Genomic DNA, 12562 nt, shown 5'->3' with positions numbered 1-12562 from the left:
GCCCCAGGTCGATGGCGCAGCCAGGCAGGACAGGAAGAACCGCACGCTCGAAGCGAAATACGCGAAGGAATTCCCGCCCGTGTGGCGGCGGAGGGGCATCCTTGCCGTCCGCCGGGTCGGCCACCCCGGGTCGGCCACCCCAGGTCGGCACCCCGGGTCGGCTACTCCGGGTCGATGGCGGCGGCGGTGTCGCCCACCGACAGCCGGGCGTCGTCGGCGAGGTTGCGCTTGACCACGGCCAGCGCGACCTGACCCAGTTCGTAGTGGTGCACGGCGGTGCCGACGAAGCCGACCGTCCGGCCGTCTAGGGTGACCGGGGTGCCCGCCGCCGGAAGCTGGTCGGTGGTCACCCCGTCCAGGTGCAGCAGGACGAGCCGACGCGGCGGCTTACCCAGGTTGTGCACCCGGGCGACCGTCTCCTGCCCCCGGTAGCAGCCCTTGTCCAGGTGTACCGCCGGGGCGATCAGGCCCACCTCGGCGGGGATGGTCCGGTGGTCGGTGTCCACCCCGACCCGGGGCCGTCGGGCGGCCACCCGTACCGCCTCGTACGCCCACAGCCCGGCCGCCGGCACCCCGCCGGCACGCAGCTCGGCGACGACCCCGTCCAGGGCGGGCCGGGGCACCAGCAGGTCCACCCCGAGCGGGACCCGACGGGCCCAGCCGCCACCGGTCAGCGGCTGCGCGTCGTACCGGATGGTGGGGCGGGGGGGCAGCTCGCCGGAGCGGAACTTCGGACCCGGCACCGTGAGCGCCTCGGGTGCGGCCAGCCCGGTCACGCCGAGCGTGGCGACGGCGTCGGTGGCCTGCGGCCCGACCAGCGACAGCAGCGCGTGCCCGGCGGTGGCGTCGTGGGTCTCGACCTGGCTGAAGAACCGCATCTTCTCCAGGTACGTCAGCAGGCCGGCGGTCATCCCCGGCTCGGTGTCCAGCCAGGTGGTCGTGCCGTCCTCGGTCACCATGGCGTGCTGCTCGACGTGCCCGTGCGGGCTGAGCACCAGCAGCTCGGTGCCCTGCCACGGGCCGAGCGCGGCGAGGTGCTGACTGGTCAGGGTGTGCAGCCAGCCGATCCGTTCCGGACCGGAGACGGCGACGACGCCCCGGTGCGAGCGGTCCACCAGACCGACCCCGGTGGCCAGGGTGCGCTGCTCGCGCAGCGGGTCACCGTAGTGCGCGGCGACGCCCCGTACCCCGGCCGCCCGGTGCTCGGCGTCCGGCTGGTCCCGGCTGGCCTCGTCGATCGCCTCGACGGCGACCGCCCCCCCGATGTCGATCATGTCGGTTCCCCGTCCTCGCAGTTGTCGCAGACGCCGAAGAGCGCCACGTGCCCGATGTCCACCCGGAAGCCCCGCCCGGTGGCGAGCTGGTCGGCCAGCGGGCGCATCAGCTCCGGGTCGATCTCGTCGATCGCGCCGCACTCGCGGCAGACCAGGTGGATGTGCTGGTGCTCACCCGCCGCGTGGTAGGTCGGCGAGCCGTGCGACAGGTGGGTGTGGGTCACCAGGCCGAGCCGTTCCAGCAGCTCCAGCGTGCGGTAGATGGTGGTGATGTTGACCCCGGCGGCCACCTCCCGGACCGCCGTGTGCACCTGCTCCGGTGTGGCGTGCCCCAGGTCGAGCACGGCTTGGAGGACCAGTTGCCGCTGCGCCGTCAGCCGCAACCCACGGGAGCGGAGCATTTCCGCCAGCGAGGATTCGGACACCGTCCGATCATAGTTCGGCCGCCGGCCCGCGCCCGGCCGCGTCGTGCCGCCGCTAGGCTCGACGGTCGTGGTGGCATCGAGGATCGCCGTGCTCGGCCGGGGCGTCGTCCCCGCGACGGAGCCGGTGCTGCGCGGGGACGACCTGGGTGCGCTGCACGGCGACGGGCTGTTCGAGACCATGCACCTGCGCGACGGACGCCCCTGGCTGCGGACGGCCCACCTGGCCCGGCTGCGCACCGGCGCCGCCGCCCTGGAACTCCCGCTGCCCCCCGACGCGGTCCTGGTGGACCTGCTGGACGCCGTCGTCGACGGCTGGCCCGCCGGGGTCGAGGGCGCGCTGCGCCTGGTCTGCACCCGGGGACCGGAGGGTGGCGGGCTGCCCACCGTCTACGCCACCCTGGCCGAGGTGCCGGCCGCCGCGAAGCGGCTACGCCACACCGGGGTCACCGTCGCCACCCTGCCCCTCGGGGTGCCGGCCACCGCCCGCCCCGAACTGTCCTGGCTGCCCACGGGCATCAAATCCATCTCGTACGCGACCAACAGCGCCGCCCGCCGCTGGGCCGCCCGCAACGGCGTGGACGACGTGCTCTGGGTCTCGACCGACGGCTACCTGCTGGAGGCACCCGGCGCGAACGTCGTCTGGCTGGACGGCGACACCCTGTGCACCGTCCCGGCCGCGCGCACCGGCATCCTGCCCGGCACCACCTGCGGCCGGCTGCTCGACCAGGCCGCCGAGCTGGGCCTGACCCCGGCCGAGCGGATGGTCACCCCGGCCGGGCTGCACGCCGCCGCCGGAGTCTGGCTGACCTCGTCGGTACGTGGCCTGGTCGAGGTCAGGACCCTCGACGGCACGCCCCGCCCGCCCTCCCCGCACACCCCCCGCCTCCGGGAGCTGCTGGGCTTCACGTGATCCACACGACGGGCCGAGGTTGCGGTATCCCCGCTCGCGGTAACCGCAACCTCGGCTCACCCGAGACGTCAGCCGGCCACCCGGATCAGCCGGGCCGACAGGTGCGGGGAGAGGCTGTGGCCCATGCCCGCCATCTCCTGGGCGTAGAGCAGCGCCCCCTCCACGATGCCGAAGAGCCGGGCACCAGCCGTCACCTCCTTGGCGGTGGCCGTACGCACCACCGCGTCGGTGGCGAACTCGATCTGGGTGCCGGTGCGCTTGCCGATGTGCAGCTCCATGATCCCCGTCGGGACGGTCATCAGGGCCTCCAACTCGTCGGTGACCCGCTCACCGTCCAGCACCGGACGCCACCAGCCCACCTCACGCCCGGCCGGACGGACCGGACGGCTCTGGTCGTCGAGCAGCCAGGCCCGGGACTCGTAGAACAGGAACGGCCGGCCGTCGTGGCTGATCCGGATCTCCTGGGCGTAGTCGAAGTCCTCGATGGTGGGGAACCCGCCCCGGCCCCGACCGCGCCACACCCCGACGTACGGCAGCAGCCCGTCCAGCGACGGGTGCAGCTTCGGGCCGACCCGCAGATCGTGGCTCTCCTGGTACGGGTACTCCTCGACCGGCGGCGCGTTCAACCACGGCGGCTGAAGGGGATTCTCGCTCACCGGATCTCCTTCGTTCGCGACTGCGGGGCTCGCAAACCCGGCTCACTCCTCGCGCTCACCGGATCACCTTCGTTCGCGACTGCGGGGCTCGCAAACCCGGCTCACTCCTCGCACTCACCATTTACCTCTCGACAGGCGTACGGCCAGGTAGACCAGGCCACCGGCGAGCGCGCCCAGGCCAGCGACCAGCAGGCTGACGAACCCGATCTCGGTAACCATCATGGTCATCCTATGCTGGGCGGCATGGGCCGCACTCTCGTCGTCAAGGCCACCGCCGGAGCGGACGCCCCGGAGCGGTGCGCGCAGGCGTTCACGGTGGCCGCCACGGCCGCCGCCGCCGGGGTGACCGTGTCGCTCTGGCTGACCGGTGAGTCAACCTGGTTCGCCGTGCCCGGTCGGGCCGGGCAGTTCACCCTGCCGCACTCGGCACCGCTCGACGACCTGCTTGACGTCATCCTCGCCAGCGGCCGGGTCACCGCCTGCACGCAGTGCGCCGCCCGCCGCGACATCGGCCCGGACGACGTGCTGCCCGGTGTCCGGATCGCCGGTGCGGCCGTCTTCGTCGAGGAGGCGATGGCCGAGGGCGCGCAGGCCCTGGTCTACTGACCCGGCCACACCTGCCCGCACCGGGCGGTGCCGATGTTGCCCCTGTCTGTAGGCATTTTGCCTACCATGCGGAGGTGAGTCGGGCGACGGAGGAGTTCTTCGCGGCACTGCCGGCACGTGCCCCGGCGGTGCTGCGTGCCCCGGTCACCGGAACACTCCAGATAGACCTGGTCGACGACGACCACACCGACCACTGGCTGGTGCGGATCAGCCCCGGTCGGGCGGTGGTGGAACGGGCCACCGGCCCGGCGGACGCAATCTGGAGCAGCAGCTCGGACCTCTTCGAACGGCTGGTCACCGGGCGGGCCCAGGGGGTCTCGGCGGTGCTGCGCAACGAGTCCACGTTCAGCGGCAACGTGATGCTGTTCCTGGTGTTCCGGCAGTTCTTCCCCGCCCCGCCCGGGGTGCGCGACCCCCGGGAGACCGCCCGTGAGCAGACCGGGCGGACGTGATGCAGCAACGGGTCAGCATCCTCGACGGCAACACGTTCCTGGTCTGCGACGGGCGCGGGGACGTCGAACCGTCGTTCGACTTCCCGACCGGGTTGTTCTCGTTCGACACCCGGTTCCTGTCCACCTGGCTGCTCACCCTCGACGGCGAGCGGCTGCACGCCCTCTCGGTCGACGACGCGCACTCCTACCAGACCCGGTTCTTCCTCGTCCCGGGCGAGCCGACGCACTACCTCGACGCCAAGGTGTCGATGATCCGTACCCGGTCGATCGGCGGCAACTTCACCGAGGAACTCACCGTGCTCAACCACTCCGGCCGGGAGATGCATTTCGACCTGCGGCTGGAGATGGGCTCCGACTTCGCCGACCTCTTCGAGATCAAACACCAGCGGCCGAAGAAGGGCCGCACCAGCGCCGTCGCCGGGGACAACGCGCTGCGGCTGACCTACCGGCGCGAGGCGTTCCACCGCGAGGCGACGATCACCAGCAGCACCGACGCCCACGTCGACCAGGCCGGGATGACCTGGTCGATCACCGTCGCGCCGCACTCCGAGTGGAACACCCGGCTGACCGTGACGCCGATCATCCACGGCGCGCGGGGCGAGGACGTCCGGGCGATCACCGCGCTCGGGGCGGTACGCGGGCCGTCGGTCATCCGCGCCGAACAGGAGGAACTGGTCAGCCGGGCACCGCAGCTCGGCTGCGACTGCGAGCCGCTCGCCGGGGCGTACCGGCAGAGCCTGCACGACCTGGCCGCGCTCCGGTACGAGTCGATCACGTTGGGGGTACGGCTGCTCGCGGCCGGTCTGCCCTGGTTCATGACCCTGTTCGGGCGGGACAGCATGCTCACCTCGTTGCAGGTGCTGCCGTTCCTGCCGGAACTGGTGCCGCCGACGATCCTGATGCTGGCCGGGCTCCAGGGCCACCGGCTCGACGACTTCCGCGACGAGGAACCCGGCAAGATCCTGCACGAGCTGCGGTACGGCGAGACCGCCGGCTTCGAGGAGCAGCCGCACTCCCCCTACTACGGGGCCGCCGACTCGACCCCGCTGTTCGTCATCCTGCTCGACGAGTACGAGCGGTGGACCGGGGACGCGACGCTGGTCAAGCAACTGGAAACCCCCGTCCGGGCCGCGCTGCACTGGATCGACACCTACGGCGACCTGCTCGGCACCGGGTACGTCTGGTACCGCAGCCGCAACCCGGAGACCGGCCTGGAGAACCAGTGCTGGAAGGACTCCTGGGACGCCATCTCCTACGCCGACGGCCGGCTGCCCGGTTTCCCCCGGGCCACCTGCGAGATCCAGGGGTACGCCTACGACGCCAAGCGGCGCGGCGCCCGGATGGCCCGGCTGTTCTGGAACGACCCCGAGTACGCCGACCGGCTGGAACGGGAGGCGGCGGCGCTCAAGGAGCGTTTCAACCGGGACTTCTGGATTCCGGAGAAGGAGTACTTCGCCGTCGCCCTGGACCCGGACGGCCGGCACGTCGACTCGCTCACCTCCAACATCGGCCACCTGCTGTGGAGCGGCATCGTCGACGAGCCCCGGGCGGCCCGGATCGCCGAACACCTGCTCGGCCCCCGGCTCTACTCCGGTTGGGGGGTACGCACCCTGGCCACCGGCGAGGGCCGTTACAACCCGATCGGCTACCACGTCGGCACGGTGTGGCCGTTCGACAACGCGTTCATCGCCTGGGGGCTGAGCCGGTACGGCTTCCGGGAGGAGGCCGGGCGGATCTGCGAGGCGATGCTCGACGCCTCCCGGTTCTTCGGCGGCCGGCTACCTGAGGCGTTCGCCGGCTACGAACGGACCCTCACCGACTACCCGGTGCAGTATCCGACGGCGTGCAGCCCGCAGGCCTGGTCGGCCGGCACCCCGCTGCTGCTGCTGCGGGTGATCCTCGGCCTGGAACCGCAGGGCGAACATCTGATCATCGACCCGCTGGTGCCGGAGGGGATGGGCCGGGTCGAACTGTTGGACATCCCGGGCCGGTGGGGGCGGGTCGACGCCCTCGGCCGCAGCCGCACCCCACGCGAGCACGGACCCCGGCACTGACCGGCCGGGCGGGTCAGCCGGGGCAGCCGGTGGAGGCGGCGACCCGCACCTGCGCGCCGGTGCCGTCGGCCAGCACGGTGGCCGGGCCGCTGCGGTAGGCGTACACCTCGGGGAGGTCGGCCACCGGGGGGCCGGCGGCCAGCGGACGCAGGCCGGTCAGCGCGACCGGCGCGTCGCCGGCCGAGACGGCGACGGTACGCGCGGTGCCGCCGCCCGGGCAGGGCGCGGTGACCTGTTCCGGGGCGGAGCGCGCCGGGCGGCCCAGCGCCCGCAGCGCGGCGTCCAGCGTCGCATCGGCGGGGGCCGCCGACGGCTGCGGATAGCCGACGCCGACCGGGCGGCACCCGCTGTCGGCGGTGAACCGGACCCGGCCGCCGCTGGTGACCCGGCCCTGCACGGCGACGAACTCCCCGGCGTCGGCGCGTAGCCGGGGACCGGACGCGCCGGCCCGCACCCCGGCCCGCCAGCCGGCCGGCAGCCGTTCGGCGACCCGGTCCAGCAGGGCCCGCTCGCCGCCCTCGGCGACCAGCACGTCCAGCCCCCGGCTCAGGGTCGCGCCGTCGGCCATCGGGGTGATCCGGCAGCCGCGCTCGATCTGCGGGCCGGTCATGGCCCAGGCGCCGTCGCCGACCGCCGCGACCAGTTCACCGAGCGCCCGGTCGACCACCGGCCCGGCCTCGGCGAGGGTGCGCTGTTCCTTGACCGTTGGCGGATCGTGCCGGGCCGACCACCAGGTGAGCCCGCCCACCACCACCGCCCAGGCCACCGTCACGGCCACCAGCCAGGCCAGCCGGCGGCGCGGTGCGGACGGACCGGTCGGTGGGGCGTACCCCTGCTGGACGGCACCGTTCACCGGGCCATCGTGTCACGCCCCCGCCGCCGGCCCGCCCGCCGGTGTCCGGACGTCAGGCGCACGGTACGGCGAGCCGGTAGCCGACGCCGCGTACGGTCTGCACCTGCGGGCCGCCGGCCACCTCGCGCAGCTTGCGGCGCAGCCGTTTGACCGCCGAGTGCAGGATGGCCGCGTCGCCCAGCCAGGTGCCGCCCCAGACCGAGCCGAAGATCCGTTCGTAGCTCCACACCGACCCGGGGTCGCCGGCCAGCCGGGCCAGCAGTGCCCGTTCCAGCCGGGTCAGCGCCAGCGGCTCCCCCCGCCAGGTGACCAGGTGGCGGGCCGGGTCGACGACGAGGTCGCCGCAGCGCACCGGGACCTGCTCCGGCGGGGGCGCGGGGGCCGGCACCGGCGTGGTCGGGAAGAGCATGGCGCGCAACTCGGCCAGGTCGGCGCAGATCACCACCGGGCCGAGGTCGTCGAGCCGGCGGACCACCCGCTCCCGGACCGCGACGTCAGCGCTGACACAGACCACGAAAGGGATGTCGACACCGGTCACCCGTCCTCCCCAGGACCGCACCCGCCGCCCGCCCCCGACGCCCGTCTGCCCACGACAGGTGCCGGTGCGGCTGAAGTCAGCCTAACGGTCAGCGTGGCGCCCGGTTACTGACCAAATACTGACCGACCCGATCCATTGATCAGCATGGTTCTCCGGCTGAGCATGATGCACAGCGGCCGTGGGGGGCCGGCTTACCAGCACCCACCACCTGCCGCCTCCCCGACCGCTCCGCGTGGCCGTGACCCGGCACACGCGGCCGGGCCCGAACCGATCGGGCCCGCCGACGTGGGGAGGAACAGCGTGCTCAGACGACCGACCGGACGACCGTCCCGGTGGCGATTGGTGGCCGCGCTCGCGGCCGGACTGTTGGGCCTCACCGCCCAGCCCGCACTACCCGCCGGGGCCGCACCGGCCGCGCCCCGGGCCACCGTGGACCGGCAGGTACTCGACGGACTCGCCGACGGCACCGAGACCTTCCTGGTCTACCTGCGCGAACAGGCCCCGCTCGCACAGGCGGCCCGGCTGCGCAGCCCGGACGCCCGCGCCGGCGAGGTGCACCGGCTGCTCACCACCACCGCCGAGCGGACCCAGCGCGACCTGCGGGCCGTGCTCGACGACCGGAAGGCCAGCTACACCGCCTACTGGATCGCCAACGCGCTGCGGGTGACCGGGGACCGGGCGCTGCTGGACACCATCGCCGCCCGGCCCGAGGTCGAGCGGATCGCCCCGACCCGCAGCTACCCGCTGATCCGTCCGGTCCGCAGCACCGCCGCCCGCGCCGGCACCGACGCCGTCGAATGGGGGCTGACCAACATCGGCGCACCCCGCGTCTGGGACGAGTTCGGCGACCGGGGTGAGGGCCTGGTCGTCGCCAACATCGACAGCGGCGTCCAGTTCGACCACCCCGCGCTGGTCAACTCCTACCGGGGCAACCTCGGTGGCGGCACCTTCGACCACAACTACGACTGGTACGACCCGGCCGGCATCTGCCCGCAGGACGCCCCCTGCGACAACAACGACCACGGCACCCACACCATGGGCACCATGGTCGGCACCGACGGGTCCGCCAACCAGGTGGGGGTCGCCCCCGGCGCCAAGTGGATCGCCGCCAAGGGCTGCGAGACCAACAGCTGCTCGGACGCCTCGCTGCTGGCCGCCGGCCAGTGGGTGCTCGCCCCGACCGACCTCAACGGGCAGAACCCCCGCCCCGATCTGCGTCCCGACATCGTCAACAACTCCTGGGGCGGCGACGGCGGCGACCCGTGGTACCAGCAGACCGTCGCCGCCTGGCGGGCCGCCGGCATGTTCCCGGTCTTCTCCGCCGGCAACGACGGCCCGGCCTGCGGCAGCGCCGGCTCCCCCGGCGACAACCCCAACGCCTACGCGGTCGGCTCGTACGACGTGAACAACGCCATCTCCAGCTTCTCCGGTCGGGGTAACTCCACCGACCCGGCCGGGCTGAAGCCGAACATCGCCGCGCCCGGCAGCAACGTGCGCTCCAGCGTCCCCGGCAACGGGTACGCGTCGTTCAACGGCACCTCGATGGCCGCCCCGCACGTCGCCGGCACGGTCGCCCTGATCTGGTCGGCCGCGCCCAGCCTGCGCGGGGACATCGCCGGCACCGAGGCGCTGCTCGACCGCACCGCGACCGACGTCGACGCGACGAACTGCGGGGGCACCGCCGCCGACAACAACGTCTTCGGCGAGGGTCGGCTCAACGCGTACGAGGCGGTCCGGCAGGCCCCGCGCGGGCCGGTGGGCCAGGTCAGCGGCCGGGTCACCGACGCGGCCGGCGGTGACCCGGTGGCGGGTGCCACCGTCGCCACGGGCGCGCGCAGCGTCACCACCGGCACCGACGGCAGCTACTCGCTGACCGTCCCGGCCGGTGAGACCACGCTGACCGTGTCCGCGTACGGCTTCCGCACCGCGACCGACACCGTGACCGTCCCGGAGGACGGCACGGTCACCAGGGACTTCGCCCTGACGGCCACCCCGACGGTCACCGTCTCCGGCCGGGTCACCGACGGCTCCGGGCACGGCTGGCCGCTGTACGCCACGATCGACGTCGCCGGCCGCCCCGGCGGACCCGTCTTCACCGACCCGGTGACCGGCCGGTACTCGTTCACCGTGGCCGGCAACACCGACTACAAGCTCACCGTCACCGCCAAGTACCCGGGCTACCGGACGGTGACCAAGGACCTGACCGTCGGGTCGACGGCCACCACGGCCGACGTCCCGGTCCCGGTCGAGGCGGCCTGTGTCGCCGCCGGCTACACCGGCAGCCTCAGCGCGCCGCTGCTGTCGCAGAGCTTCGACGGCACCACCGCGCCCGAGGGGTGGACGGTGCGCAACCGCACCGACAAGGGCGGCTGGGTCTTCAACGACCCGGGCGCGCGGGGCAACCTGACCGGCGGCACCGGCGGGTTCGCGATCATCGACAGCGACAAGCTCGGCACCGGCAACACCCAGGACACCGACCTGATCGCCCCACCGGTCGACCTGACGGCCTCGGCCGCGCCGCTGCTGCGCTTCCGCAGCGACTGGCGGGCGGTCGGGATCAGTGACACCGCCGACGTGGACGTCTCCACCGACGCCGGGACGAGCTGGACGAACGTCTGGCACCAGACGGCGAGCCGGCGCGGCCCCCGGGTCGAGGAGGTGCCGCTGACCCCGGCGGCCGGTGCGACCGGGGCGCTGGTGCGCTTCCGGTTCAAGGGCACCTTCGCCTGGTGGTGGCAGGTGGACGACGTCCAGCTGGTCAACCGGGACTGCACCCCCGTGCCGGGTGGCCTGGTGGTCGGCAACACCACCGACCGCAACACCGGCGCGGCGGTCAACGGGGTGACGGTGACCAGCGTCGACCGGCCCACCGACACGGCCGTCTCGGCGGCCACCCCGGACGACCCGAACCTGCCGGACGGCTTCTACCACCTCTTCTCGGGGCTGACCGGCACCCACCCGTTCACCGCCGCCAAGCCGCCGTACACCCCGGTCACCCAGCAGGTGACGGTGGTGGCCGACAGCACCCGCCGGGCCGACCTGGCCCTGGCCGCGGGGCGGCTCACCGTCAGCACCACCACGATCGAGGCCCACCAGCCGTACGGCAGCACCCGCACCGCCAAGGTGACGGTCCGCAACACGGGCTCCGCCCCGGCGACCGTGGAACTGCTGGAACGCGGTGGCGGGTTCGAGGTGCTGTCCACCGGCGGTGCACCGCTGCGGGAACAGGTGGTCAAGGGGATCAGCACCGGGCGTGACGGTGCCCGGTACGGCGGCGGGAACGTCGACGCCGCGCCGCAGGCCGACGACGCCTGGGCCCGGATCGCCAGCCTGCCCGCCGCGATCTACGACAACGCGGCGGCCAACCTGGACGGCAAGGTCTACTCGGTCGGTGGCGGTGGCGACACCGGCAACGAGCGCAAGGCCTGGGTGTTCGAGCCGGCCACCGGCGTCTGGACGGCGCTGCCCGACCTGCCGCACGCCCGGTCCAAGCCGTCGGCCGTGGGCATCAGCGGCAAGCTGTACGTCCTCGGCGGCTGGGGCGACGGTGCCGGTGCCGAGCCGACGGTGGACGTCTTCGACCCGGCCACCGGGGCGTGGAGCACCCTGGCCGGGGCGGTCAACCCGGCACCCGCCGCAGCTGCCGGCACCGCCGTGGCCGGGGGCAAGGTGTACCTGGTCGGCGGCTGCGTCGACAGCACCTGCACGGAGAGCAACAAGCTGGTGGTGTTCGACCCGCGTAGCGGCACGTTCCGCACCGGCGCGGCGTACCCGCACCCGGTCTCCTGGGTGTCCTGCGGCGGGATCGGCAGCCAGGTGTACTGCGCGGGCGGGGTCGCCGCCGACGAGTACACCGACACCTGGCGGTACGAGCCGACGGCGGACGCCTGGAGCGCGCTGCCGAACCTCCCGGTCGACCTGTGGGGTTCCCAGTACACGTCGGCCGGCGGCATGCTGGTGCTGGCCGGCGGGGTGACGGGCGGCTCGACGTCGGTCACCAACCGGACGCTCGGCTTCGACCCGGTCGCCGGGGCCTGGAAGAACCTGCCGAACGCCCAGTTCAGCAGGTACCGGGGCGCCGCCGCCTGCGGGGCGTACAAGATCGGTGGTTCGCCCAGCTCGTTCGTCGGCTCGGCGGACAGCGAACGGCTCGGCGGGCTGGAGGGCTGCTCGGACGCCGCCGACCTGCCGTGGCTGTCCACCGCGCCGACCAGCTTCACGCTCGCCCCGGGGGCGTCCCAGACGGTCACCGTCACGCTGACCGCCACGGCGGCGGCCGGGGTGCTCCAGCCCGGGGCGTACTCGGGTGAGCTGGGGCTCACCTCGAACACGCCGTACCCGGTGTCGTCGGTGGGCGTCGAGATGAACGTCTCGCCACCGAACAACTGGGGCAAGATCCAGGGCACGGTGACCGGGGTGACCTGCGGCGGCCAGACCGTCGGCGTCCCGGCGACGATCCGGCTGAACCTGGTCAACTCGACCACCGGCGTCACGCTCACCGCCGACGCCCAGGGCCGCTACGCCTGGTGGCTGCCCAAGGGCAGGTACGAGGCGATCGTGGCCAAGGACGGTTGGGTGCCCCAGGTCCAGCGCACCGTCGTGGAAGCAGGCATCGTCGGCACGCTCAACTTCGGGCTGACCCCGACGTCGACCTGCGCGGGCGTCCGGGCATCCGGCCTCTGACCGGCTGACCGGCCCCACCCGGTGGCCGTCGACCCCGCCCGGGGTCGGCGGCCACCGCCATTTCCCCCGCCCCGGCGGGCGGCGTCCGTCGTGATCGACACTATTGGGCCG

At 73.5% G+C, this 12562-nt stretch carries 11 protein-coding genes; 5 read left to right on the top strand and 6 right to left on the bottom strand.

All coding sequences use genetic code 11. The features are described from left to right. Window positions 1–161: 161 nt before the first annotated feature. Window positions 162–1274: a YgfZ/GcvT domain-containing protein gene (locus tag ACN267_RS27710; RefSeq protein WP_204957580.1), complete on the bottom strand. Its 1113-nt coding sequence runs from the start codon at window positions 1272–1274 to the stop codon at window positions 162–164. Then, the gene (locus tag ACN267_RS27705) at window positions 1271–1675 is read right to left on the bottom strand and encodes a Fur family transcriptional regulator (RefSeq protein WP_204958167.1); all 405 of its coding nucleotides are present in this window, start codon (window positions 1673–1675) and stop codon (window positions 1271–1273) included. Before ACN267_RS27705 ends, ACN267_RS27710 begins: the two co-directional genes overlap by 4 nt. Before the next feature lie 91 nt (window positions 1676–1766). Here ACN267_RS27705 and ACN267_RS27700 point away from each other — a divergent pair, with 91 nt between their 5' ends. Then, window positions 1767–2609: an aminotransferase class IV gene (locus tag ACN267_RS27700; protein WP_421489990.1), complete on the top strand. Its 843-nt coding sequence runs from the start codon at window positions 1767–1769 to the stop codon at window positions 2607–2609. Between the two features lie 68 nt (window positions 2610–2677). Here ACN267_RS27700 and ACN267_RS27695 read toward each other — a convergent pair whose 3' ends face one another. Then, window positions 2678–3265 (bottom strand): FABP family protein, encoded by a 588-nt coding sequence (locus ACN267_RS27695; protein ID WP_204957578.1) that lies wholly within the window; start codon window positions 3263–3265, stop codon window positions 2678–2680. A gap of 114 nt (window positions 3266–3379) precedes the next feature. Beyond that, window positions 3380–3484: a small membrane protein MtfM gene (gene mtfM, locus ACN267_RS27690; RefSeq protein ID WP_067315095.1), complete on the bottom strand. Its 105-nt coding sequence runs from the start codon at window positions 3482–3484 to the stop codon at window positions 3380–3382. Between the two features lie 12 nt (window positions 3485–3496). Here mtfM and ACN267_RS27685 point away from each other — a divergent pair, with 12 nt between their 5' ends. From ACN267_RS27685 to ACN267_RS27675, 3 genes are all read left to right on the top strand, one after another. Then, window positions 3497–3871, top strand: coding sequence for a DsrE family protein (locus ACN267_RS27685; RefSeq protein WP_204957577.1), 375 nt, complete (start codon window positions 3497–3499; stop codon window positions 3869–3871). Window positions 3872–3945: 74 nt separating this feature from the next. Then, window positions 3946–4323 carry an SCP2 sterol-binding domain-containing protein gene (locus ACN267_RS27680; protein WP_204957576.1) on the top strand — a complete coding sequence of 126 codons (378 nt, stop codon included), beginning with the start codon at window positions 3946–3948 and terminating at the stop codon, window positions 4321–4323. Continuing rightward, complete coding sequence (locus tag ACN267_RS27675; RefSeq protein ID WP_204958166.1) at window positions 4323–6377, top strand: amylo-alpha-1,6-glucosidase; 2055 nt, start codon at window positions 4323–4325, stop codon at window positions 6375–6377. Before ACN267_RS27680 ends, ACN267_RS27675 begins: the two co-directional genes overlap by 1 nt. A 13-nt stretch (window positions 6378–6390) precedes the next feature. Here ACN267_RS27675 and ACN267_RS27670 read toward each other — a convergent pair whose 3' ends face one another. Both ACN267_RS27670 and ACN267_RS27665 read right to left on the bottom strand, forming a co-directional pair. Further along, window positions 6391–7167 carry a hypothetical protein gene (locus ACN267_RS27670; protein WP_421490514.1) on the bottom strand — a complete coding sequence of 259 codons (777 nt, stop codon included), beginning with the start codon at window positions 7165–7167 and terminating at the stop codon, window positions 6391–6393. A 115-nt stretch (window positions 7168–7282) separates the two neighbouring features. Next, window positions 7283–7768 (bottom strand): winged helix-turn-helix domain-containing protein, encoded by a 486-nt coding sequence (locus ACN267_RS27665; RefSeq protein ID WP_281902534.1) that lies wholly within the window; start codon window positions 7766–7768, stop codon window positions 7283–7285. 300 nt (window positions 7769–8068) lie between these two features. Between ACN267_RS27665 and ACN267_RS27660 the strand changes: the two genes are divergently transcribed. After that, window positions 8069–12451 (top strand): S8 family serine peptidase, encoded by a 4383-nt coding sequence (locus ACN267_RS27660; RefSeq protein WP_421489989.1) that lies wholly within the window; start codon window positions 8069–8071, stop codon window positions 12449–12451. The last annotated feature ends 111 nt before the right edge of the window (window positions 12452–12562 follow it).

Source organism: Micromonospora sp. WMMD734, assembly GCF_049178975.1.
Classification (GTDB): Bacteria; Actinomycetota; Actinomycetes; order Mycobacteriales; family Micromonosporaceae; genus Micromonospora; species Micromonospora wenchangensis.
The sequence above is the reverse complement of the archived record's forward strand: the minus strand, read 5'-3'. Positions and strand labels throughout refer to the sequence as shown.